Raw genomic sequence first — 21714 nt, 5'->3', positions numbered from 1 at the left:
ATCACCGAGACGGTGGGCCGGCGGGAGGGAGGCGTGATCGACGGAGTTCGTAACAAAGGGCTGGCGGGGACGGGCGCGTGCCGTCCAGCATGGGGCCCATGAGCGACGCACCCGCGCGATGGACCCAGGCGACCGTCTACCCCGACATGTGGGCCGACCCCGATACCGACCCCCGCAACAACGACGGGCCCGCGCCGGACGGTGAACTCGCGACGCTGGACGACGTGCTGACGAACTACCGGCTGACCCTGCGGATGAAGTGCGAAGGGCTGGCCGCGGAGCAGCTGGCGCGGCGGTCGGTGCCGCCGTCGACGATGTCGCTGCTGGGGCTGCTGCGTCACCTCGCCGAGGCGGAGCGCGACTGGCGCAACTGGATCAGCGACGGGGAGCCGCTGCCGAAGCTGTACGGCAGACGGGACGGGGACTTCGACGGTGCCGTCGCCGAGGACGGCGTGGTCGAGGCGGCGTACGCCGACCTGGAGCGCGAGCAGGCGGCGACCGACGCGGCCCTCGCCGCTCACCCGGATCCGGGCGCACGTCTGGGGAAGGACGGGATCGCGGTACGGGAGCTGCTGGTGCACCGCGTCGAGGAGTACGCCCGTCACTGCGGTCACGCGGACCTGTTGCGGGAGTGCGTCGACGGGCGGGTGGGGCAGTAGCCTCCGGCGCATGGCCGCACTCCCGCTTCTCGTCCACACCCGTACCACGGACTACCGGCACGACTCCATCCCGGCCGGTGTCGCCGCCCTGCGCGGCCTCGGCTTCGACGTCGACGCCACCGAGGACCCCGCGGCCCTGGAGGCGCCGCTCGACCGGTACGCCGCCGTCGTCTTCCTCTCCACCAGCGGTGAGGTCCTCACCCCGGCCGGACGGCGGCGGCTGGCCTCGTACATCGAGGAGGGCGGCGGGTTCGCCGGGGTGCACGCCGCCGCCTGCACCGAGTACGACTGGCCGTACTACGGCGACCTCCTCGGCGCCCGCTTCGACCGGCACCCCGCCTTCCAGCCGGGCCGTGTCCTGACCGAGGACCACGACCACCCGGCGACCCGGAACCTGCCCGCGGTCTGGGAGTTCACCGACGAGTGGTACGACTTCCGCACCAACCCCCGCGGGAGAGTGCGGGTTCTGCTCTCCGCCGACGAGTCGTCGTACGACGGCGGCGGCATGGGGAGCGATCACCCGCTGGCGTGGTGCCGCGAACAGGGCGCCGGCCGCGTGTTCTACACCGGCCTGGGCCACGCCGCCGAGGCCTACGACGACCCGCGGTTCCGCGCCCACCTGCGCGGCGGCATCTCCTGGGCCGCGGACGCCCGTTGATCAGTCCTTGATCAGTCCTTGCACGAGGAGTACGTGTCGACGTCCTCCTCGTCGGGGCGGAAATGGTTCTCCCAGTCACCGGGGTAGGCGGCGACCAGCGCGGGCAGTTGCGCCTTCACATCGCTGGCCCACTCCTCGCTGAGGTAGTGGCGCAGGGCCTCTCGCAGCTTCTCGCAGTCGCCCCGGCGGCCCTCCGGCAGTCCGATGCCGTAGCGGTTGATGTTGCCGAACGAGACATCGGCAACGACCTTGAGGGGAGTCCCGCTGTTCTTCTGCTGTTCCACGTATCCGTAGAGCAGCGCCTCGTCGGTGAACACGGCGTCGACATCACCCTGCTGGAGCTTGCGCACGCAGGTCGAGTAGTCGCTCTCCTCGTGCGGCGTCGTCCCGTCGGGCAGCGCGGCGATGGCCGACGTCGAGCCCTCGACCGTGCAGATCACCTTGCCCGCCACGTCCTTCTCGCTCTTGATGCCCTCGTAGTCCTCGCGGACCAGGAATCCCTGTTTGGTGACGAAGTAGGGCCCGACGAAGTCGACCAGTTCGTCCCGCAGCGGAGTGATCGAGTAGGTGGCGATGACCAGGGCCGAGGCCTTGTCGAGAAGTTCCTGCTCCCGTTTCGCCGACACCACGTCGTGCCACTTCGGGGTGAAACCGATCCGCTTCCCGAGGTAGGTGGCCAGGTCCGGTTCGAAGCCGCGGTCGGTGTGACCGCTGTGCAGGTTGAACCCCGGCTGGTCGTTCTTTCCCCCGATGTACACGGTGCCGGTGAGGGAGGACTCCTCGTCCGCCCCGTCCGCCGTCCACCCGCAGGCCACGGCGGTGAGCAGGAGGACGGCGGCGGCCGTGACCCGCGCACACCTATGACCGAGGGACGGGAGGGAATGGTGAGGACGGAGAGGACGGAGGAGGGAACGCGGGCGGCGCGGAGAGCGCGTCTTTGCTGTCACTGGGCTCTCTTTCCTAGTCATCCAACTGCGCGGAGGCGACGGACAGATCCAGTTCGCAGCCCGGCTCCGCGTCGATCCGCACGGACAGCTCGACATCGGTCGTCCCCCGCCCCAGGGCGAAGGTGAACTCCGTACCGGGCGTGCCCTGGTGCACCTGGCCCTTCCGGGCGCCCAGCCGGGACGTCACGGTCAACTCGGTTCCGGGCACGCACACGGGAGCGGCCGGGTCGTGCTGAGCCACGTCGAAGGCGATGGTGAGCCGCGGCTCGGGGTCGTCGGTGTGCACGGAGGCGATGACGGTGTCGCCGTCCTTCAAGGGAGGGGCGGCGTCGAGTTCGACGCGGTGCGTCACGTCCACCGGGCGGCTCTCCAGGAACATCCACGTCCCCGAGGCCGGCACCCCGACGGCCAGCACGGCCAGCGGAATCACCACGAGGACGAACGGCGGCCACAGCGGTGGCTGCCCGTCCGGGCCCCGGCGTCCGATGAGCGGCAGCATGGCGGCGGCGAAGGCCAGCAGAGCCCCCGCCACCACCCCCACCACGGTCGGATCCCCGCCGAGGGTCAGCCAGATCGCTCCCGCCCCGAGGACGGTGACGAGATCGGCCAGCAGCAGGAGGGTGATCGTCCATGCGCCCACGGAGGCGTCGCGCACCCGCAGGGCCACTCGCCGCAGCCACGAGGGACGCGGTGGCCCGTCGCCGCCCGGGGGGTCCCCACCTGCCGACGCGCCGGATATGGCGCTGGTCACGTCGTTGGTCACGTGCGCAGGATATGGGTACGTACAGTGACCAACAGAACGTTTCACCAGGATGGTTGATTACCTTCCGAAACGGCCTGCAACCGTCTGCTGCTGTGTTACCTGAGGGTCCTCCGGCTGGAGGCCGTCCGGCCCGCGCCGCAACCCCGCGACCCGGTGTGTCGATGAGCCTTCGGCAGTTCGAGTACGCCCTCGCCGTCGCCGAGGAGGGCTCCGTGACGGCGGCGGCGGAGCGGTTGCACGTCGCCCAGCCGTCGGTGTCCCAGCAGATCCGCGGCCTGGAGCGGGAACTGGGTGTGAAGCTGTTCGCCCGCACACCGACCGGACTGGTGCCCACCCTGGTCGGCCGTTCCTTCCTGCGGGAGGCACAGGTCGCGGTGAACGCGTCGCGGCGGGCGCGGGCGACGGCGCGGGCCGGTGCCGACGACCTGGTGGGTGAGCTGGTGGTCGCGGTGCAGATGGGCTTCGGCACGCGCCAGTTGCCGCGGGCGCTGGATGCGCTGCGCCGCCGCTTCCCCCGACTGGAGATCAGCGTCTTCGAGGAGCCGAGCGCCGCCGAGCTGGACCGGCTGTGCCGTCGGGGCTCCCTGGACTTCGCCCTGATGGCGGCATGCGAGCAGAGCCCCGCCAACGCCCACCACCTCGGCGACGAGGAACTCGTCGTGGTGCTGGGCGCCGGTCACCGGCAGCTGGCCGCGGACCGGGTCGAGCTGCGGGAGCTGGACGGGGAGCCGTGGGTGAGGTTCGACCGTGACAGCGTGCTCGACGGCGTACTGCACTACGTGCTGCGGGACCACGGTCTGGCCCCGGCCACAGCCGCCCGCGTGTCCCAGACGGCTACGGCCGTACGGTGACGACCGCGTTCTTTCCGTTGTACTCACCCATGCCGGGTCCTTCTTTCTCTCCGTGATCCATCGGTTCCGCCATTTCCATCGGCACCCGCGTCACCCCCGGGGGAATTCGCCGCCGTCCACGACGAGATTGCTCCCGGTCAGCCAGCTCGCCCGGTCGGAGACGAGGAACAGCACCGCGTGGGCGATGTCGTCGGGCCGGCCGTCACGTCCCAGCGGCGTGGTGCCGGTGGCGTCGGCGCCGCCGGTCAGGCGCGCCCACTGCTCCCGCGTCGCCTCGCCGCCGGGGGTGGCGGTTCTGCCGGGGGTCACCGTGTTGACCCGGACCCCGGAGGGGGCCAGCTCCGCGGCCAGTCCCCTGCTGTAGTTCTCCAGCGCCGCCTTGGCCGCCGTGTAGTGCAGGAACAGGGGACCCGGGGTGGGCACCGCGGCCGAGGAGACGTGCACGATCACTCCGGAGCGGCGTTCACGCATCCCCGGTATCAGCAGCGCGTCCAGCCGCACCGCCGCCAGGAGGTTGAGGTCCAGCGCGTTCTGCCATTCCTCGTCGGGGATGGCCGTGGCACCGTCGTACGGTCGCGCCCCTCCCGCGTTGTCGACCAGGATGTCGACCCCGCCCAGGACTTCCCGCGCCGCCGCGGCGAGTGCTTCCACTCCCGCCCGGGTCCGGACGTCGGCCGCCACGAAGTGAGCACCCTCGGGCACGCCGCCCGACGCCGACCTGGCCGTCGCGAGCACCTCCGCTCCCGCGTCCAGGAGCTGCCGCACGACAGCGGCTCCGATGCCGCGGGAGCCTCCCGTGACCAGGGCCCGCTTTCCCGCGAGCTCCCGCGTTCCCGATCCTTTTTCGGCTGTGGCCATTCCACCGGTCCTCTCGATTCATCGTTTCCACCCGACGAGGAATGGCCCGGAAAAGGAATCGGCCCACACAGCGCGCTGATTTCCGGGAATGCGCGGCGCCCGTCTCGTCGAGTCGTGTGAAAGGTACGTTCGCGAAACAACGGGAGGCAAAGACGAATTGTCAGCAGGGGCTATAGGCGTGTCCTATGGGAGCGCGGGTCCGGTCCGGTGGTCCTTCGGGACGCGCGTCCGGTCCGGCGGGTGTCCGATTCCTTCAAGACCCGTCCGGCGGGCCCGCCCTACGGTGGGGGCATGAGTGCACGATGTGATGCCATCGGGATGGTCGTCTCGGACATGGCCGCCTCCGTCGCCTTCTACCGGCGGCTCGGGTTCGCCTTTCCCGAGGAGGCCGGGACACAGGGACATGTGGAAGCGGAACTGCCGGGCGGGCTGCGGTTCATGATGGACACGGAGGAGGTGGTCCGGTCCTTCCACCCGGGGTTCGAACCGCCGAAGGGTGGTGGCAGGACCTCCCTGGCGCTGCGCTGCGACAGCCCCGCCGAAGTCGACACGCTCTTCGCGGAGATGGTCGACGCCGGCAGCCGGTTCGAGCTCAAGCCGTGGGACGCGGTGTGGGGGCAGCGCTACGCCGTCCTGCTCGACCCGGACGGCAACGGGGTGGATCTGTTCGCCCCGCTACCCGCGGGCGAGTAGCTCGCCCAGCGGCATGCCCGCCAAGTCCCGTATGTCCCGCGCCAGATGAGGCTGGTCGGCGTAACCGGCCCGGGCCGCCGTCTCCGCGAAGGGGACGCCTGCCCGGGCCAGCGCGAGGGCGCGGCGGAGCCGCAGGATGCGGGCCAGGGTCTTGGGGCCGTAGCCGAACGCCGTGAGGGACCGGCGGTGCAGCTGACGTGCTCCCAGGCCGAGTTCGTCGGCGGTGTCGGCGACCGGGCGGCCCGCGTCGAGGGCGGCCACGAGACGGGCGAGCAGCGGGTCGGGCGGGGCGGTCCGCGCTGCCCTGCGCAGGGCCAGGTCCTCCAGCCCGCGTGCCGGATCGTCCGCCGCGTCGACCCGGGCGGTGAGGCGCCGTACCTCCGCGGCGGGCCACAGGTCGGCCAGGTCGACCCGGCGGTCGCGCAGTTCGTGGGCGGGGACGCCGAGGAGGGCGGGCGCGGTGCCGGGGTGGAAGCGGATGCCCACCCAGGTGGCCGGCGGTCCCCCGGTGACGTAGGCGTGGGTGTCGGGGCCGGCGACGAACAGCCGGCCTTCCTTCCAGAGCAGGTCCATGCAGCCGTCGGGCAGTACCGTGCCCTCCCCGACGGTGGAGGGGGTGTTGGTCCACACGACCGCGCCCGGCAGCCGTGACGCCCGTTCCGTGTACACGTCGACCAGGCTACGCCGCCCTGGTCCGCCACTCCTGCGGGCTGACGTCGTAGGCCCGTTTGAAGGCCGTGGACAGGGCGAAGGCGCTGCCGTAGCCGACCTGGCGGGCGATCGCGCCGATGGTGTCGTCGGTGTCGCGGAGGCGGTCCGCGGCGAGGGCGAGGCGCCAGCCGGTGAGATAGGTCATCGGGGGTTCGCCCACCAGGTCCGCGAAGCGGCGGGCCAGGGCGGCGCGGGAGAGGCCGGCCTTCGCGGCGAGTTCACCGACCGTCCAGGGGTGGGCGGGGTCGTCCTGGAGCAGCCGTACGACCGGGCCGACGACGGGGTCGGACAGGGCCCGGTACCAGGCCGGCGGGGCCGCCTCCGGCCGGTCGAACCAGGCCCGCAGCGCGGCGATGACCAGCAGGTCGAGCAACCGGTCCAGGACGACCTCCTGGCCGGGTGCCTCGCGTGCGATCTCCGCCATGAGAAGGGGTGTGAGCGGACAGTCCCACACGTCGGTGGTGAGGGAGAGCAGCGGCGGCAGCGCGTCCAGCAGGCGGCCGCCGATCTCACCGCGCATCCGGTAGGTGCCGATGAGCACCACCGTCTCGCCGTCGGGCCGGTCGCCCCAGGTGCGGACGCCGAGGTCCATGACGCCGTTCAGGGGCCGTCCGTCGGGGTAGTGACACTCGCCGCCGGGAAGGATCAGCGCCTGTGGCGCCGTTTCCGGCGCGTCGGCGCAGGTGTACGGGTCGGGGCCGCGCGCGATGGCGAGGTCGCCGGGGCGCAGGCGGAGGCGCTCGCCGCCGGCGCCGTCCGGGACGATCCATGCGCCGCCGCGGACGAGGAGCATCACCGTGAGCGGGGCGTGGTCCTCCACGCGGACCGCCCACGGGGGGTCGAAGCACGCGCGGATCATGAACGCGCCACGGGCCCTGGGGCCTTCGAGGAGGCCGGTGAGTGCGTCCATGCGGCCAGCGTAGACGCGGTCGTGTGGGCCCGAGCCCGGGGTGCGGGCTGCCGGATCGACTCGCCCCCGCTGCCCCTTCCCGTTCCCGTCCCCGGGGGCGCTGCCCCCGGACCCCCGCTCCTCAAACGCCGGAGGGGCTATGTCAGCCCCTCCGGCGTTTGAGGAGCGGGGTCTGGGGCGGAGCCCCAGTTTCGGGACGGGAAGGGGCGGCGGGGGCGAAGGTCACTTCTCCTCGGAGGGCGGAGGGCCGTCGTGTTTCGGGTGGTGGGTCTTCGCGTGGGTGCGCAGGCGGGCCGTGACGTCCTCCGGCGGAAGGAAGCGGGACCAGCGTTCGGGGAACTCGGCGGGCATGTCGGGGTCCGCCTCGCCGGCCGTGGCGGTGGTGCGGGCGACGTACTCGGCGACCTGGGCCTGCCGCAGCCGCTCGTTCGTCTCGCGGGCCGCGGCCGTCGCGGCGGCCGGCCAGACCCGGTCGATCGCCGCGTTCACGGCGGCGCCGACGAGCACCGCGAACGCGGACACACCGATCCACAGCAGCACCGCGACGGGCGCCGCGAGGGAGCCGTAGATGGTGGGGCCCTCCACGGTGTTGGTCAGGTAGATACGGAGCAGGAAACTGCCGAGCACCCACATGCCGAGGGCGACGAGCGCGCCGGGCACGTCCTCGATCCAGGGGGAGCGCACGGGCACGGAGACGTGGTAGAGCGTGGTCAGGAAGGCGACCGACAGCAGGATCACGACCGGCCAGTACAGAATCTGGACGAGCGTCGTCGACCAGGGCACGATCTCCACGACCGCGTCCGGTCCCGCGACCATCAGCGGCAGCGCGATCGAGCCGATCAGCAGGGCCACGATGAACAGCAGGAAGGCCAGCAGCCGGGTCTTCACGATCCCCCGGACGCCGTCGAGGCCGTACATCACGGTGATGGTCTCGATGAAGACGTTCACCGCTCGGGAGCCCGACCACACGGCGATCAGGAAGCCCAGGGAGATCACGTCGGGCCGGCCGCCCTTCGTGACATCCCGCAGGATCGGTTCCGCGATCTCCTTCACGCCCTTGTCGGACAGCACCGTGCGGGAGGCGTCCAGGAGGTTGCGCTGCAGGCTCTGGATGGTGTCGGCGCCGGTCCAGGCGTCGACGTAGCCGAGGAGGCCGATCATGCTGAGCAGCAGCGGGGGGACCGACAGCAGGGTGAAGAACGCCGCCTCGGCCGCCAGGCCGAGGATGCGGTACTCCATACAGGAGTTGACGGTGTCCTTGAGCAGCAGCCAGGCGGTCCTGCGTTTGGAGACATTCCGGTAGAGGGCCCGGGCCCGGTGGAGGCGGCCGGAGGGCGCGTCTGGGGATTCACTTGCTGGCTGCACGACCTAAAGGTATCCGTCGTGCCTGGTCGCACTCACCCAGAGGCCGGATCGCCGGGTGAGGGCGGACGGCCACGGGGTACGTTCGGGACATGGCAGGCACCACGCACACCGTGACCAATCAGGCTCCTCCTCTGGTGCAGTACGACGTCTTCGGCGCCGACCGGGCTCTGGCGGAGGCGGTCGAGCGGCATCTGGCGGCGGACGTGCTGGACGAGGGGCGCGCGGAGCTGTCGGCGCTCGGGCGGACGGCCGGGTCCGCGCAGGTGCAGGAGTGGGGGGCGCAGGCCAACGAGTTTCCACCGCGGCTGCGCACCCATGACCGCTACGGCCACCGGATCGACGAGGTCGACTTCCATCCCGCCTGGCACCGGCTGCTCGGCAAGGGGGTCTCGGCGGGGTTGACGGCGGCCTGGGGGCGGCCGGGCGGGCATGTGCGGCGGGCGGCGGCGTTCCTGATGTGGACGCAGGCGGAGGCGGGCAACGGGTGCCCGCTGTCGATGACCCACGCGGCGGTGCCCGCGCTGCGTACGGACCCGGAGCTGGCGGCGGAGTGGGAGCCCCGGCTGACGTCGATGGTCTACGACCGTGCGCTGCGGCCCCCCGGGCAGAAGCCCGGGGCGCTGTTCGGGATGGGCATGACGGAGAAGCAGGGCGGCAGCGACGTACGGGCGAACACGACGACGGCGCGGCCGCTTGCCGAGGACGGCGCGTACGAGCTGACCGGGCACAAGTGGTTCTGCTCGGCGCCGATGTCGGACGGCTTCCTGGTGCTGGCGCGGGCGCCCGGGGGAATCACCTGCTTCCTGGTGCCGCGGGTGCTGGCGGACGGCACGCGCAACGTGTTCCTCATCCAGCGGCTCAAGGACAAGCTGGGCAACCGGTCGAACGCCTCCGCCGAGGTCGAGTTCGCCGGGACGTGGGCGCGCAGGGTCGGCGAGGAAGGGCGCGGGGTGCGCACCATCATCGGGATGGTGGCGGCGACCCGGCTCGACTGTGCGCTGGGCTCGGCGGGGCTGATGCGGCAGGCCGTGGCGCAGGCGGTGCACCACTGCGCCCACCGGGAGGCGTTCGGCGGGAAGCTCGTCGACAAGCCGCTGATGCGCAATGTGCTGGCCGATCTGGCGCTGGAGTCGGAGGCGGCCACCACGCTGGCGCTGCGGCTGGCGGCGGCGTACGACGACGGCGGTGAGCAGGAGCGGGCGCTGCTGCGGATCGCGGTGCCGGCGGCGAAGTACTGGGTGACCAAGCGGTGCGCGCCGGTCGCGGTGGAGGCGGCGGAGTGCCTGGGCGGCAACGGGTACGTGGAGGAGTCGGGGATGCCCCGGCTGGTGCGGGAGTCGCCGCTGAACTCGGTCTGGGAGGGCGCGGGCAATGTCCAGGCGCTGGACGTGCTGCGGGCGCTGCGCCGCGAGCCGGGGGCGCTGGACGCGTATCTGCGGGAGGTCGGACAGGCGCGCGGGGCCGATCACCGGCTGGACGCCGCGATCAAGGACCTGCTGACGGAGCTGGCGGACCTGGAGGGCGTGGAGGGCCGGGCACGGCGGCTGGTGGAGCGTCTCGCGCTGGTGCTCCAGGGGTCGCTGCTGGTGCGGTACGCGCCGCCGCAGGTGGCGGACGCGTTCTGCGCGGGACGGCTGGGCGGCGACGCGGGCGCGGCATTCGGGACGCTGCCGCACACGCTCGATCTGGCGTCGGTGGTGGAGCGGGCCCGGCCCGTCTCCTGAGAGGCCCGGGGACGCGTACGCCGGCTTGAGGGGCGCGGGGAACCGCGCGACCACCACCAACTGCCCGCAGCCGCCGATGCGCGGCAAGCCGCACCTCGTGCCGCGCGGGTCCGGCCGGCAGGCGAACGCGGGGGTGGTGCTGCGCCGACACGGCACCACCCCCGCCGCACGGGCCCGTTGAGAGCCGTGGACGCCGCTCGGGACGGCGTCGCCCCATCCTCGATCAGTCCCCGGCAGGCCACCAGGGTTGCAGGGGGTTGCAACATACTGTTGCCGTCTCCGTACCGAGCGTCCGCACCGGGGGCGGACGGACGGCAGTATGGGTCCGACAGGTTTTCTTCCGGGAGGTCCCGTGGCGCTCTCGCCCATGGACGTGACGCGGCTGGCCGTCGTCGACACGGCGCGTGCGGCGCGGGTGCTCGACGAGGTCCGTGCCGCCGCGCTGTCCGGGCGGCGCATGCCGGTGGCGCCCCGCCCGGTGATCGGGCAGTCCTGGGAGCGGATGCTGCGCGGCGGGGTGGACCCGGACCACGACCTGCGCAGCGGGCTGCTGTCCTGGGAGGAGGTGCAGCGGCGGCGGCAGTCCTCGACGCTGCGCCATGTGCTGCCCGTGCTGCGGGAAGGGCTGCTGTCGGTCGCGGACGTCACCCGGCACATCATGGTGGTGGCCGACGAGGACGGCCGGGTGCTGTGGCGGGAGGGCAGCGCGCCGGTGCTGCGCAAGGCGGACGGGCTGGGCTTCGAGATCGGCGCGGACTGGCGTGAGGACGTGGTCGGCACCAACGGGGTGGGCACGGCGGCGGTGACGGGGCGTCCCGTGCAGGTGTTCGCGTCCGAGCATTTCGTACGGTCACAGGCCACCTGGACGTGTGCCGGGGCGCCGATCACGGATCCACGCGACGGGCGGCTGATCGGCGTGGTGGATGTGAGCGGGCCGCTGGAGACGATGCATCCGGCCACGCTGGCCTGGGTCGACTCGGTGGCGAAGCTCGCCGAGTCCCGGCTGCGGGAGAGGCATGTGCGGTCGCTGGAGCGGCTGCGCGCGGTGGCGGCCCCGCTGCTGGCCGGGACCGGCGGGCGCGCGCTGGCGGTGGACCGGCACGGGTGGACGGCCGCGGTGACCGGGATGCCGTACACGGAGCGGCTGGCGCTGCCCGCGTCGGTGTCGGCGGGCATGCGCTGGCTGCCGGCGCTCGGGCGGTGCTCGCTGGAGCCGCTGGCCGGGGGCTGGCTGGTGCGGGCGGCGGACGAACCGGTGACACGTGCCGGGACACGGATCGTGCTGGACCTGCGGGAGCCGCGCCGCTGGTCGGTGGAGGTGTCCGGCGGGGAGGGCTCGTGGACCCGGGAACTGAGCCCCCGTCACGCCGAGTTGCTGTATCTGCTGGCGACGCACCGCGCGGGGCGCAGTGCGGCGGCCCTCGCCGGGGCCGTCTTCGGCGACCCCGCCCGCACGGTGACGGTACGGGCGGAGATGTCCCGCGTACGCCGCTATCTGGGCCCCCTCCTGGACCACCGTCCGTACCGCTTCACGGAGTCGGCCGAGGTGGAGACCCTCCTCCCCGACGAGCCCCACACCCTGTTCCCCCACCTGGACCGCCGGTTCGGGCCGGTGCGGGGCCACTGAGGCGGAGGGCGTCCCGCCCGGTGGTGCGGCGGATCAGGGCGCCGGAACCCGGGGGTCGGGGGCGGTGACCGCGCCGTCCGAGGTCCGACCCGCCTCACCGGCACGCTTGCCGGGCTGTCGGGCTGTCGGGCTGTCGGGCTGTCGGGCTGTCGGGCTGTCGGGCTGTCGGCGAGACGGAGACCGCCCTGGGCCTCGAACCGGAACACGCAGTGCTCGATCCCCCGCACCGCGTCGTGGGGCACCACCCCGAGGCGGGCCCGGCCCGTGCGGAGCCTCCCGGGCGGGCCGGCGGCACACAGGTCGGCTGCCCGCTGCGGTCCCTGCCGGACCGCCGGGTCCGCAGCGGCCGGCGGTACGGCAGATCCGGCCCGCCGACCGGTGGGCATCCCTCGGCGACTCCCCCGGGCCGAGGGGTCCGCAGCGGCCGGCGGTCCGGCAGATCCGGTCCGCCGGCCGGTGGGCATCCCTCGGCGGCTCCCCTCCCCCGGCCGACGGCCGTGCCGCCGTGTCAAGGACGCCCGGTGTCGCACAGGCGTGCCCCGGGGCGCGCTCCGGGGCGGCCGGTCCGCACAATTGCGGGGTCTTTGTCTCCCGGGGCGGCCGACTGCCGTAGCATCCCGGTACGGGCCACCCCAACTGCTCCACGGTCAACCCGCGGATCACCGGAAGCAGTTGGCTCACCCCGGGAGGACGACATGAGGCATCGTGGAAGACACCGCCGGCGCAGGAGAGGCAGGGCCCTGCGGGCCGGGCTGGCCGGGACCGCCCTCGCGCTGACCGCGGCGGCCACCATGATCAGCGCTTCGCAGGCCACCGACGCCGACGATCCCGGGGCGCTGAAGCCGCTGACCGCGTCCACCGAGACCACCCCGCTGCGGCTGACCGGGTACGACGTTCCGGGCACGGCGCTCGACCGCCTCGCCGACGGCATGGGCCGGCCCGTCGGTGTCGGTGCCGTGCTCGCCGACCCGGACGGTTCACTGAGCGACGCGGAGGACTGTACGGAGGACGACCGGCGTGCCCTGCCCGTCGAGCCGGCCGCCACACAGGCGTACTGCTGGCCGGGCGGCGACACCGACGGCTGGCGCCCCGGCGCGGTCACCACCTCGGGGGACGCGGACGAGGACGGCCGCTGGGGACCACACCGGGTGATCCTCTCCGGGTGGAGCCGGAGTTCGGGCTCGGCGGCGGAGCAGGGACTCGCCCGGGTCGCCTTCGTGAACGCCGGTGACACCGGCGAACTCCGCTACACCTGGGCGCTGCTCACCGTGCCGGTGGACGGGGGCCGCGACTTCCGCGGGCTGGGCTCCACCGTGTCGGGCATGGTCTGGTACCAGAACAGGCTGCTGGTGACCACGGGCCGGGGCGAGGGCGGCGCGCTGTACGTGTACGACCTGGACCGGGTGCAGCGGGCGACCGTGGAGGGCACGTCCGTCGGCCGGGTGCCCGGCGGCTGGTCGGCGGCCGGGGCGCGGTACGTCCTTCCGGCGGTCGCCTCCTACCGGACGACCGGTGCCGGTGCCCCGCGGCCCGGCGGCATCGCCCTGGACCGCAGCACCGCGCCCGACAGCCTGGTCGCGTACGAGGCGACGTCCGAGGACGAGGAGGGGCCGACCCGCCTGTGGCGGTACGCGTTCGGCGTCGGGCCGCAGCGGGCCGGACTGCTCGAGGCGGATCCGGTCGCGGTGTACGAGACCGAACTGACCCATGTGCGCAGTGTGCTGTCGTACCGGTCGGGCTGGTATCTGGGCCGGATGACCGGCGCCCCGGACGAGCGCGGCACGCTGTGGCGTCAGGACACCGACGGGGCCCGCCCCACCCGCTGCGGGGCGGACGAGACGCACCGTTGCTGGAGCGGCGAGGCGACGTCCCTCTCCTACTGGCAGGAGACGGGTGAGGTGTGGTCGCAGTCCGGGCGGATGCTGTTCGCGCTGCCGCTGGCGTCGGTGGACCGGTCCCTCGACGACTAGGGCCTGACCGGCGGGTGGCGCCGAGGGGTCGTCCGGTGGATGGCGCCGAGGGGTCTGTCCGGTGGATGGCGCCGAGGGGTCTGTCCGGTGGATGGCGCCGAGGGGTCTGTCCGGATCGCGCCAGAGGCGCGGGGCCCGGCACGCCCCTCCCCCGGACGCGGGCGGCCCCTCGCGGACGGCGTCGCTGTCCGCCCTTTGATCAGGCGTTCGACAGACATGCGTGCCGGATGGTTCCCTTTCGGACATGACGACCCTCTCCGTGACCACCTGGTCCCTGGAGCAGACCGCGCCCACCGATCTCCGTCCGGCCGCCGTGCCCGAGGGGGACGTGCGGGTGGTCCGCTCCGAGGTGCCCTCGCCCGAGTTCAGCCGTTTCCTCTACGCGTCGGTCGGCGGTGACATCCGCTGGACCGACCGGCTGGGCTGGACGTACGCGCAGTGGCTGGAGCATCTGGACCGGCCCGGGGTGGAGACATGGGTCGCTCACGACCGGGGGACGCCCGCGGGGTACGTGGAACTGGAGGCGCAGGAGGACGGGGTCGTCGAGATCGTCTACTTCGGTCTCCTCGCCGCGTTCCGAGGGCGGCGCATCGGCGGTCATCTGCTGTCGTACGGCACGGCCCGCGCCTGGGATCTGGCGGACCGTTGGCCCGGCCTGAAACCGACCAGGCGGGTGTGGCTGCACACGTGCAGCAAGGACGGCGAGCACGCCATGGACAACTACCGGCGCCGGGGCTTCTCCCTCTTCGACACCAAGGTCGAGAATGAGCCAGAGGTGCCGACACCGGGCCCGTGGCCGGGGGCCTACCCGGTCTGACCAGTACGGACAAGACCGCTCGCGGCTCTTGTGACCAAGGACACCCTTGTCTCGCTTTTCGAGACAAGGGTGTCCACGTTTCGGATAACGGTGGACTGCGCCGAGATCGCCGTGCCACGCTTCCGTCATGCCTGGAACTGGAATCGCCTTGGTGAGTCGGCGGCACGTCGACCTCGGCCGCATGTCCAGCGCCATCTGTCCGGCGCGCTGAGAGTACTCAGTCCCTGCCCGACATTCCTCGCCTCACCTCACTCCCCGCGCACTGACGCGCACCTGATTCTGTGCGCCCGAATGCGCAGGTCAGAGCCGAGTTCCCGCCTGTCCCGAAGGACGTATCAACCATGGCCGCCACCCCGCAGAATGCTGCCGCCGCGCAGAAGCCTGCCACCGCGACTCCCCGCCGCAAGGTGAGCCGTCACCGCGGAGAGGGGCAGTGGGCCGTGGGGCATCTGACCCCGCTCAACGGCACCGAGCAGCTCAAGAAGGACGACGACGGTCTCAATGTGCGGACACGCATTGAGACGATCTACTCCCAGCGCGGATTCGCCTCCATCGACCCCAACGACCTGCGGGGCCGCTTCCGTTGGTGGGGTCTGTACACCCAGCGCCGTCCGGGGATCGACGGCGGGCGCACCGGGTTCCTGGAGCCGGAGGAGCTCGAGGACGAGTACTTCATGATGCGGGTGCGCGTCACCGGCGGCCGGCTCAGCACCGCGCAACTCCGGGTGATCGGCGAGGTCGCCGAGACGTACGCCCGCGGCACCGCCGACATCACCGACCGGCAGAACATCCAGTTCCACTGGGTGCGTATCGAGGACGTGCCCGCCATCTGGGAGCGTCTGGAGTCGGTCGGTCTGTCCACCACCGAGGCGTGCGGCGACTGCCCGCGCGGCATGCTCGGCTCCCCGGTCGCCGGTGTCGCCGCGGACGAGATCATCGACGGCTCGGCGGCGCTGGAGGAGATCGTCCGCCGCTACATCGGCGACCCGCGCTTCTCCAACCTGCCGCGCAAGTACAAGACGGCGGTCAGCGGTTCCCCGCTCCTCGACGTGGCGCACGAGATCAACGACATCTCCTTCGTCGGTGTGGTCCACCCCGAGCACGGTCCCGGTTTCGACCTGTGGGTCGGCGGTGGTCTGTCCACCAACCCCAAGTTCGGTGTGCGGCTGGGCGCTTGGGTGCCCGAGGCGGACGTGCCGGACGTCTGGGAGGCCGTGACCTCCGTCTTCCGTGACTACGGCTACCGCCGGCTGCGCAACCGCGCCCGCCTGAAGTTCCTGATCGCCGACTGGGGCGCGGAGAAGTTCCGTCAGGTCGTGGAGGACGAGTACCTGGGCCGCAAGCTGATCGACGGTCCCGCCGTCGAGATGCCGGCGCAGCGCTGGCGCGACCACATCGGCGTGCACCCCCAGAAGGACGGCCGCTTCTACGTCGGATTCGCCCCGCGCGTGGGCCGGTTGGACGGTTCGCTGCTCGTCAAGGTCGCCGAACTGGCCGAGAACCACGGCTCGGGCCGGGTGTCCACCACCGTCGAGCAGAAGATGATCATCCTCGATGTGCCGGGCGACCGGGTCGACTCCCTGGTCGACGGCCTTGAGGCACTGGACCTGAGGGTCACGCCCTCCCCGTTCCGCCGCGGCACGATGGCCTGCACGGGCATCGAGTTCTGCAAGCTCGCCATCGTCGAGACCAAGGAGCGCGGCAGCGACCTCATCGACGAACTCGAGCGCCGGCTCCCCGACTTCGACGAGCCGCTCACCATCAACATCAACGGCTGCCCGAACGCCTGCGCCCGCATCCAGACCGCGGACATCGGTCTCAAGGGCCAGCTGATCACCGACGCGGACGGCAACCAGGTCGGCGGCTACCAGGTGCACCTGGGCGGCGCGCTCGGTCTGGAGCCGTCGTTCGGACGCAAGGTCCGCGGTCTGAAGGTGACCTCGGACGAACTGCCCGACTACATCGAGCGGGTCGTGAGGCGCTTCCAGGCCGAGCGCGAGGACGGCGAGCGGTTCGCCGCCTGGGTCGGCCGCGCCTCGGAAGAGGCCCTGTCATGAGCGAGCGTGCGGCGCCGTTCCACTGCCCCTACTGCGGCGACGAGGACCTGCGGCCCGGTGAGCAGGGCCACGGGGCGTGGGAGTGCGGCGCGTGCAGCCGGGCCTTTCAGCTGAAGTTCCTCGGGCTGCTGGCCCGGGGGGCCCGGCGATCCGACACGGGAGGGGACCGCACATGACGGCCGTTCAGGAAGGCTGCGACACCGAAGAGTTGAAGGCGCTGGCCGAGCGGGCCGGCCGGGACCTGGAGGACTCCTCCGCGCCGGAGATCCTCCGGTGGGCCGCCGAGACCTTCGGCAGGCGTTTCTGCGTGACCTCCTCGATGGAGGACGCGGTGGTCGCCCATCTCGCCTCCCGCGCGCTGCCCGGCGTCGACGTGGTGTTCCTCGACACCGGCTACCACTTCCCGGAGACCATCGGCACCCGCGACGCGGTCGAGGCCGTGATGGACGTCAACCTCATCACGCTGACCCCGCGGCAGACGGTCGCCGAGCAGGACGCGGAGTACGGCCCGAGGCTGCACGACCGCGACCCCGACCTGTGCTGCGCGCTGCGCAAGGTGCGGCCGCTGGAGGAAGGCCTGAGGGACTATCTGGCCTGGGCGACCGGCCTGCGCCGCGACGAGTCCCCGACCCGGGCGAACACCCCGGTCGTCGGCTGGGACGAGAAGCGGCGGAAGGTGAAGATCTCCCCCATCGCCCGCTGGACCCAGGACGACGTGGAGGCCTACGTCGCCGAGCACGGCGTGCTCACCAACCCGCTGCTGATGGACGGCTACGCCTCCGTGGGCTGCGCGCCCTGCACCCGCCGGGTGCTGGAGGGCGAGGACGCCCGCGCCGGCCGCTGGGCGGGCCGGAACAAGACCGAGTGCGGACTGCACGGATGACACACCATCGGATTCAGGAGAACGACGTGACGACCGGAGCCACCGTCTGGCTCACGGGTCTGCCGAGTGCGGGCAAGACCACCATCGCCCACGAACTGGCCGGGCGACTGCGTGAGCGGGGCCGGCGGGTCGAGGTGCTCGACGGCGACGAGATCCGCGAGTTCCTCTCGGCGGGCCTCGGCTTCACCCGCGAGGACCGGCACACCAATGTGCAGCGCATCGGCTTCGTCGCCGAACTGCTCGCCCGCAACGGCGTCACCGCGCTCGTGCCGGTGATCGCGCCGTACACCGACAGCCGGGACGCGGTGCGCAAGCGGCACGCGGCGAACGGCACGGCGTATGTCGAGGTGCACGTGGCGACCCCGGTCGACGTGTGCTCCGTCCGCGATGTGAAGGGCCTGTACGCCAAGCAGGCCGCGGGTGAACTCACCGGGCTCACCGGTGTGGACGACCCGTACGAGGAGCCCGAGACGCCCGATCTGCGGATCGAGTCGCAGCACCAGACCGTGCAGGAGTCCGCGGCGTCGCTGTACGCCCTGCTCAGCGAAAGGGGACTGGCATGAGAGCCGTCGCCACGGTACGGGAGGGTACGGACAGCCCGTACGCCCTGTCCCACCTGGACGCCCTCGAATCCGAGGCGGTGCACATCTTCCGCGAGGTGGCGGGCGAGTTCGAGAAGCCGGTGATCCTCTTCTCCGGCGGCAAGGACTCCATCCTGATGCTGCACCTGGCGCTCAAGGCGTTCACGCCGGCGCCGGTCCCGTTCTCGCTGCTGCACGTCGACACCGGCCACAACTTCCCCGAGGTCCTGGCCTACCGGGACCGCACGGTCGCCCGGCACGGGCTGCGGCTGCACGTCGCCTCCGTGCAGGACTACATCGACCGGGGGGTGCTCAAGGAGCGCCCGGACGGCACCCGCAACCCGCTGCAGACCCTGCCGCTCACCGAGAAGATCCAGAGCGAGCGGTTCGACGCGGTGTTCGGCGGCGGGCGCCGCGACGAGGAGAAGGCCCGCGCGAAGGAGCGGGTGTTCTCGCTGCGCGACGAGTTCTCCCAGTGGGACCCGCGCCGCCAGCGCCCGGAGCTGTGGAACCTGTACAACGGCCGGCACGCCCCCGGTGAGCACGTCCGCGTGTTCCCCCTGTCCAACTGGACCGAGCTGGACGTGTGGCAGTACATCGCCCGCGAGGGCATCGAACTGCCGGAGATCTACTACGCGCACGAGCGTGAGGTGTTCGCCCGTTCCGGCATGTGGCTGACCGCCGGCGAGTGGGGCGGCCCGAAGGACGGCGAGAGGATCGAGAAGCGGCTGGTGCGCTACCGGACCGTGGGTGACATGTCCTGCACCGGCGCCGTCGACTCCGACGCCGACACCATCGAGAAGGTGATCACCGAGATCGCCGCCTCCCGGCTCACCGAGCGCGGTGCCACCCGCGCCGACGACAAGCTCTCCGAGGCAGCGATGGAAGACCGCAAGCGCGAGGGGTACTTCTAGAGATGAGCACCATCACCACCGAGGAGCTCGCGGCCACCACGCTGCTGCGGTTCGCCACCGCCGGTTCCGTCGACGACGGCAAGTCCACCCTGGTGGGCCGGCTGCTGCACGACTCCAAGTCGGTCCTCACCGACCAACTGGAGGCCGTGGAGCGGGTCTCAGCGAGCCGTGGACAGGAGGCGCCGGACCTCGCGCTGCTCACCGACGGTCTGCGCGCCGAGCGCGAGCAGGGCATCACCATCGACGTGGCCTACCGCTACTTCGCCACCCCCCGGCGGCGGTTCATCCTCGCCGACACCCCGGGCCATGTGCAGTACACGCGGAACATGGTCACCGGCGCCTCCACCGCCGAGCTGACGGTGATCCTCATCGACGCCCGCAACGGCGTCGTCGAGCAGACCCGCCGGCACGCCGCGATCGCCGCGCTGCTGCGCGTCCCGCACGTCGTGCTCGCCGTCAACAAGATGGACCTGGTCGGCTACCGGGAGCCCGTGTTCGCGGCCATCGCCGAGGAGTTCACGGCGTACGCGACCGAACTGGGCGTCCCCGAGGTCACCACGATCCCCATCTCGGCGCTGGCCGGCGACAACGTGGTGGAGCCGTCCGCGCACATGGACTGGTACGGCGGCCCCACGGTGCTGGAGCACCTGGAGACGGTCCCGGTCAGCCACGACCTGGCGCACTGCCACGCGCGGCTGCCCGTGCAGTACGTGATCCGGCCGCAGAGCGCCGAGAACCCGGACTACCGGGGCTACGCGGGACAGATCGCCGCGGGCACCTTCCGGGTGGGCGACCCGGTGACCGTGCTGCCGTCCGGCCGCACGACGACGGTCACCGGCATCGATCTGCTGGGCGAGCCGGTCGACATCGCCTGGACCCCGCTGTCGGTGACCCTGCTGCTGGCCGACGACATCGACATCTCCCGCGGCGACCTGATCGTCCCCAGCAAGGACGCGCCGGCCACCTCGCAGGACGTCGAGGCCACCGTGTGCCATGTCGCCGACCAGCCGCTGACCGTCGGGCACCGGGTCCTGCTCAAGCACGGCACGCGCACGGTCAAGGCGATCGTCAAGGACATCCCGTCCCGGCTGACGCTGGACGACCTGTCCCTGCACCCGCACCCGGGCCGGCTCGTGGCCAACGACATCGGCCGGGTGAAGATCCGTACCGCCGAACCGCTGCCCGCCGACTCCTACGCGGACTCGCGGCGCACCGGCTCGTTCATCCTCATCGACCCCGGCGACGGCACCACCCTCACCGCGGGGATGGTCGGCGAGTCCTTCGCCGCCCCGGAGCCCGTGCAGGACGCGGACGAGGACGACGGGTGGAACTTCTGACCATGAACTCCACTGATTTCTATGCCGGGTTCGCCAAGGAGGGCGGCCGCGTCGGCAGCGGCCTTCTCGGCTGGGGGTCCCCCCGGACGAAGTCTGGGGGAGGCCAGGGCGGGGTGGGCCGATGTGCGCGCTGACGTACGCGCACCGCTCGCGCGCCCTCACCCCCCACCGCCATAGACGAAAACCTGCCGACTTCCCGGCCACGACCTGACCGGACGTGACCGCCGGGCCCCCGAGAGGACCACCTCCCGTGCCTGCCACCACAGCCCTGCGCCGCACCTTCGCGGTGATCGCCGTGCTTCCGCTGCTCACCCTGGCCGCGTGCGGCTACGGCTCCCAGGCCAAGGACGACGGTGCCGCGAAGGTCGCCGCCGGTGCGAAGAAGACCGACGGTCTCGACTCCGTCAGGATCGGCTACTTCGGCAACCTCACCCACGGCACCGCCCTGGTGGGCAACCAGAAGGGCCTGTTCCAGAAGGAACTCGGCGCCACCAAGGCCACGTACGCGGTCTTCAACGCGGGTCCTTCGGAGATCGAGGCGCTCAACTCCGGCTCCATCGACATCGGTTTCATCGGCCCGTCCCCGGCCGTCAACGGCTACACCAGGTCGGGCGGCAGGAACCTGCGGATCGTCTCCGGTTCGGCGTCCGGCGGGGTGAGCCTCGTGGTGAACCCGGACAAGGTGAAGTCGCTGAAGGACGTCAAGGGCAAGCGGATCGCGACCCCGCAGCTCGGCAACACCCAGGACGTCGCGTTCCTCAACTGGGCGGCGGAGCAGGGCTGGAAGGTCGACGCACAGAGCGGCAAGGGCGACGTCACGGTCGTCCGCAGCGACAACAAGGTCACCCCGGACGCGTTCGGGGCCGGGTCGATCGACGGCGCCTGGGTGCCGGAGCCCACCGCCTCGAAGCTCGTCGCCCAAGGCGGCAAGGTGCTGCTGGACGAGGCGGCGCTGTGGCCCGGCGGGAAGTTCGTGATCACGAACATCATCGTGCGCCAGGAGTTCCTCGAGGAGCACCCGAAGGCCGTCGAGGCGGTACTGAGGGCGTCCGTCGAGGCCAACAAGTGGATCAACGCCCACCCGGAGGAGGCGAAGGCGGCCGCCAACAAGCAGCTGGAGGCCGACTCCGGCAAGGCGCTGCCGGCCGAGGTGCTCGACCCGGCGTGGAAGTCGATCAGGTTCACCGACGACCCGCTGGCCGCCACCCTCGACTCGCAGGCGGAGCACGCGGTCGAGGCGGGCCTGCTGGAGCGGCCCGACCTGAACGGCATCTACGACCTCACGCTGCTCAACAAGGTCCTGAAGGCCGTCGGTGAACCGGCCGTCGACGACGCCGGACTCGGCATCAAGTAAGCCCGGATCACGAAGAGTCCCAGGAGGTGACGACC

General features: G+C 72.0%; 21 protein-coding genes and 1 pseudogene. 16 read left to right on the top strand and 6 right to left on the bottom strand.

Annotated elements, in window-relative coordinates; translation table 11 throughout:
• The first annotated feature begins 98 nt into the window (after positions 1 to 98).
• Positions 99 to 659 carry a DUF664 domain-containing protein gene (locus ACIF9R_RS19895; RefSeq protein ID WP_399981601.1) on the top strand — a complete coding sequence of 187 codons (561 nt, stop codon included), beginning with the start codon at positions 99 to 101 and terminating at the stop codon, positions 657 to 659.
• A 10-nt stretch (positions 660 to 669) separates the two neighbouring features.
• On the top strand, positions 670 to 1317 hold the full coding sequence (locus ACIF9R_RS19890) for a ThuA domain-containing protein (RefSeq protein ID WP_399981598.1): 648 nt from the start codon (positions 670 to 672) through the stop codon (positions 1315 to 1317).
• Between the two features lie 11 nt (positions 1318 to 1328).
• Here the strand turns inward: ACIF9R_RS19890 and ACIF9R_RS19885 are convergent, their stop codons facing one another.
• Positions 1329 to 2132 carry a transporter substrate-binding domain-containing protein gene (locus ACIF9R_RS19885; RefSeq protein WP_399981596.1) on the bottom strand — a complete coding sequence of 268 codons (804 nt, stop codon included), beginning with the start codon at positions 2130 to 2132 and terminating at the stop codon, positions 1329 to 1331.
• A gap of 145 nt (positions 2133 to 2277) precedes the next feature.
• Positions 2278 to 3027, bottom strand: coding sequence for a hypothetical protein (locus ACIF9R_RS19880; RefSeq protein WP_399981593.1), 750 nt, complete (start codon positions 3025 to 3027; stop codon positions 2278 to 2280).
• A gap of 161 nt (positions 3028 to 3188) precedes the next feature.
• Here ACIF9R_RS19880 and ACIF9R_RS19875 point away from each other — a divergent pair.
• A pseudogene (locus ACIF9R_RS19875) lies at positions 3189 to 3875 on the top strand (LysR family transcriptional regulator); the annotation flags it as partial.
• Positions 3876 to 3968: 93 nt separating this feature from the next.
• On the opposite strand, the gene ACIF9R_RS19870 reads toward ACIF9R_RS19875, so the two are convergent.
• Positions 3969 to 4736 carry an SDR family oxidoreductase gene (locus tag ACIF9R_RS19870; protein WP_399981591.1) on the bottom strand — a complete coding sequence of 256 codons (768 nt, stop codon included), beginning with the start codon at positions 4734 to 4736 and terminating at the stop codon, positions 3969 to 3971.
• A 291-nt stretch (positions 4737 to 5027) separates the two neighbouring features.
• Between ACIF9R_RS19870 and ACIF9R_RS19865 the strand changes: the two genes are divergently transcribed.
• A complete protein-coding gene (locus tag ACIF9R_RS19865; RefSeq protein ID WP_399981589.1) occupies positions 5028 to 5429 on the top strand; it encodes a VOC family protein in 402 nt (133 codons plus the stop codon).
• Here ACIF9R_RS19865 and ACIF9R_RS19860 read toward each other — a convergent pair.
• The 3 genes from ACIF9R_RS19860 to ACIF9R_RS19850 all read right to left on the bottom strand — a co-directional run bounded on the left by ACIF9R_RS19860 (position 5412) and on the right by ACIF9R_RS19850 (position 8415).
• On the bottom strand, positions 5412 to 6098 hold the full coding sequence (locus tag ACIF9R_RS19860; RefSeq protein WP_399981586.1) for a helix-turn-helix domain-containing protein: 687 nt from the start codon (positions 6096 to 6098) through the stop codon (positions 5412 to 5414). The two genes, ACIF9R_RS19865 and ACIF9R_RS19860, sit on opposite strands and share 18 nt — an antisense overlap.
• A 10-nt stretch (positions 6099 to 6108) precedes the next feature.
• Positions 6109 to 7050 carry an AraC family transcriptional regulator gene (locus ACIF9R_RS19855; protein WP_399981583.1) on the bottom strand — a complete coding sequence of 314 codons (942 nt, stop codon included), beginning with the start codon at positions 7048 to 7050 and terminating at the stop codon, positions 6109 to 6111.
• A gap of 222 nt (positions 7051 to 7272) precedes the next feature.
• Positions 7273 to 8415, bottom strand: a complete 1143-nt coding sequence (locus ACIF9R_RS19850; protein WP_399981581.1) for a YihY/virulence factor BrkB family protein — start codon at positions 8413 to 8415, stop codon at positions 7273 to 7275.
• Positions 8416 to 8504: 89 nt separating this feature from the next.
• Here ACIF9R_RS19850 and ACIF9R_RS19845 point away from each other — a divergent pair, with 89 nt between their 5' ends.
• From ACIF9R_RS19845 to ACIF9R_RS19790, 12 genes are all read left to right on the top strand, one after another.
• Positions 8505 to 10139 (top strand): acyl-CoA dehydrogenase family protein, encoded by a 1635-nt coding sequence (locus tag ACIF9R_RS19845; RefSeq protein ID WP_399981578.1) that lies wholly within the window; start codon positions 8505 to 8507, stop codon positions 10137 to 10139.
• 367 nt (positions 10140 to 10506) lie between these two features.
• A complete protein-coding gene (locus tag ACIF9R_RS19840; RefSeq protein ID WP_399981903.1) occupies positions 10507 to 11766 on the top strand; it encodes a GAF domain-containing protein in 1260 nt (419 codons plus the stop codon).
• Between the two features lie 695 nt (positions 11767 to 12461).
• Complete coding sequence (locus ACIF9R_RS19835; protein ID WP_399981575.1) at positions 12462 to 13736, top strand: hypothetical protein; 1275 nt, start codon at positions 12462 to 12464, stop codon at positions 13734 to 13736.
• Between the two features lie 244 nt (positions 13737 to 13980).
• Positions 13981 to 14553: a GNAT family N-acetyltransferase gene (locus tag ACIF9R_RS19830; RefSeq protein WP_399981573.1), complete on the top strand. Its 573-nt coding sequence runs from the start codon at positions 13981 to 13983 to the stop codon at positions 14551 to 14553.
• A 127-nt stretch (positions 14554 to 14680) separates the two neighbouring features.
• On the top strand, positions 14681 to 14764 hold the full coding sequence (locus tag ACIF9R_RS19825) for a putative leader peptide (RefSeq protein WP_310887545.1): 84 nt from the start codon (positions 14681 to 14683) through the stop codon (positions 14762 to 14764).
• 130 nt (positions 14765 to 14894) lie between these two features.
• On the top strand, positions 14895 to 16610 hold the full coding sequence (locus ACIF9R_RS19820) for a nitrite/sulfite reductase (protein WP_399981571.1): 1716 nt from the start codon (positions 14895 to 14897) through the stop codon (positions 16608 to 16610).
• A complete protein-coding gene (locus ACIF9R_RS19815) occupies positions 16607 to 16786 on the top strand; it encodes a hypothetical protein (protein ID WP_399981568.1) in 180 nt (59 codons plus the stop codon). Before ACIF9R_RS19820 ends, ACIF9R_RS19815 begins: the two co-directional genes overlap by 4 nt.
• Complete coding sequence (locus ACIF9R_RS19810; RefSeq protein WP_399981566.1) at positions 16783 to 17493, top strand: phosphoadenylyl-sulfate reductase; 711 nt, start codon at positions 16783 to 16785, stop codon at positions 17491 to 17493. Before ACIF9R_RS19815 ends, ACIF9R_RS19810 begins: the two co-directional genes overlap by 4 nt.
• 26 nt (positions 17494 to 17519) lie before the next feature.
• The gene (gene cysC, locus ACIF9R_RS19805; protein WP_399981563.1) at positions 17520 to 18056 is read left to right on the top strand and encodes an adenylyl-sulfate kinase; all 537 of its coding nucleotides are present in this window, start codon (positions 17520 to 17522) and stop codon (positions 18054 to 18056) included.
• A complete protein-coding gene (gene cysD / locus ACIF9R_RS19800; RefSeq protein WP_399981561.1) occupies positions 18053 to 18988 on the top strand; it encodes a sulfate adenylyltransferase subunit CysD in 936 nt (311 codons plus the stop codon). The genes cysC and cysD overlap by 4 nt, the downstream gene beginning before the upstream one ends.
• 2 nt (positions 18989 to 18990) lie before the next feature.
• The gene (locus ACIF9R_RS19795) at positions 18991 to 20325 is read left to right on the top strand and encodes a sulfate adenylyltransferase subunit 1 (protein ID WP_399981558.1); all 1335 of its coding nucleotides are present in this window, start codon (positions 18991 to 18993) and stop codon (positions 20323 to 20325) included.
• Positions 20326 to 20575: 250 nt separating this feature from the next.
• The gene (locus ACIF9R_RS19790) at positions 20576 to 21679 is read left to right on the top strand and encodes an aliphatic sulfonate ABC transporter substrate-binding protein (protein ID WP_399981555.1); all 1104 of its coding nucleotides are present in this window, start codon (positions 20576 to 20578) and stop codon (positions 21677 to 21679) included.
• The last annotated feature ends 35 nt before the right edge of the window (positions 21680 to 21714 follow it).

The sequence above is a fragment of the Streptomyces sp. NPDC086080 genome (genome assembly GCF_044540255.1).
GTDB lineage: Bacteria > Actinomycetota > Actinomycetes > Streptomycetales > Streptomycetaceae > Streptomyces.
Note: the sequence above shows the minus strand (reverse complement) of the source record. Positions and strands in the feature narration are given on the sequence as shown.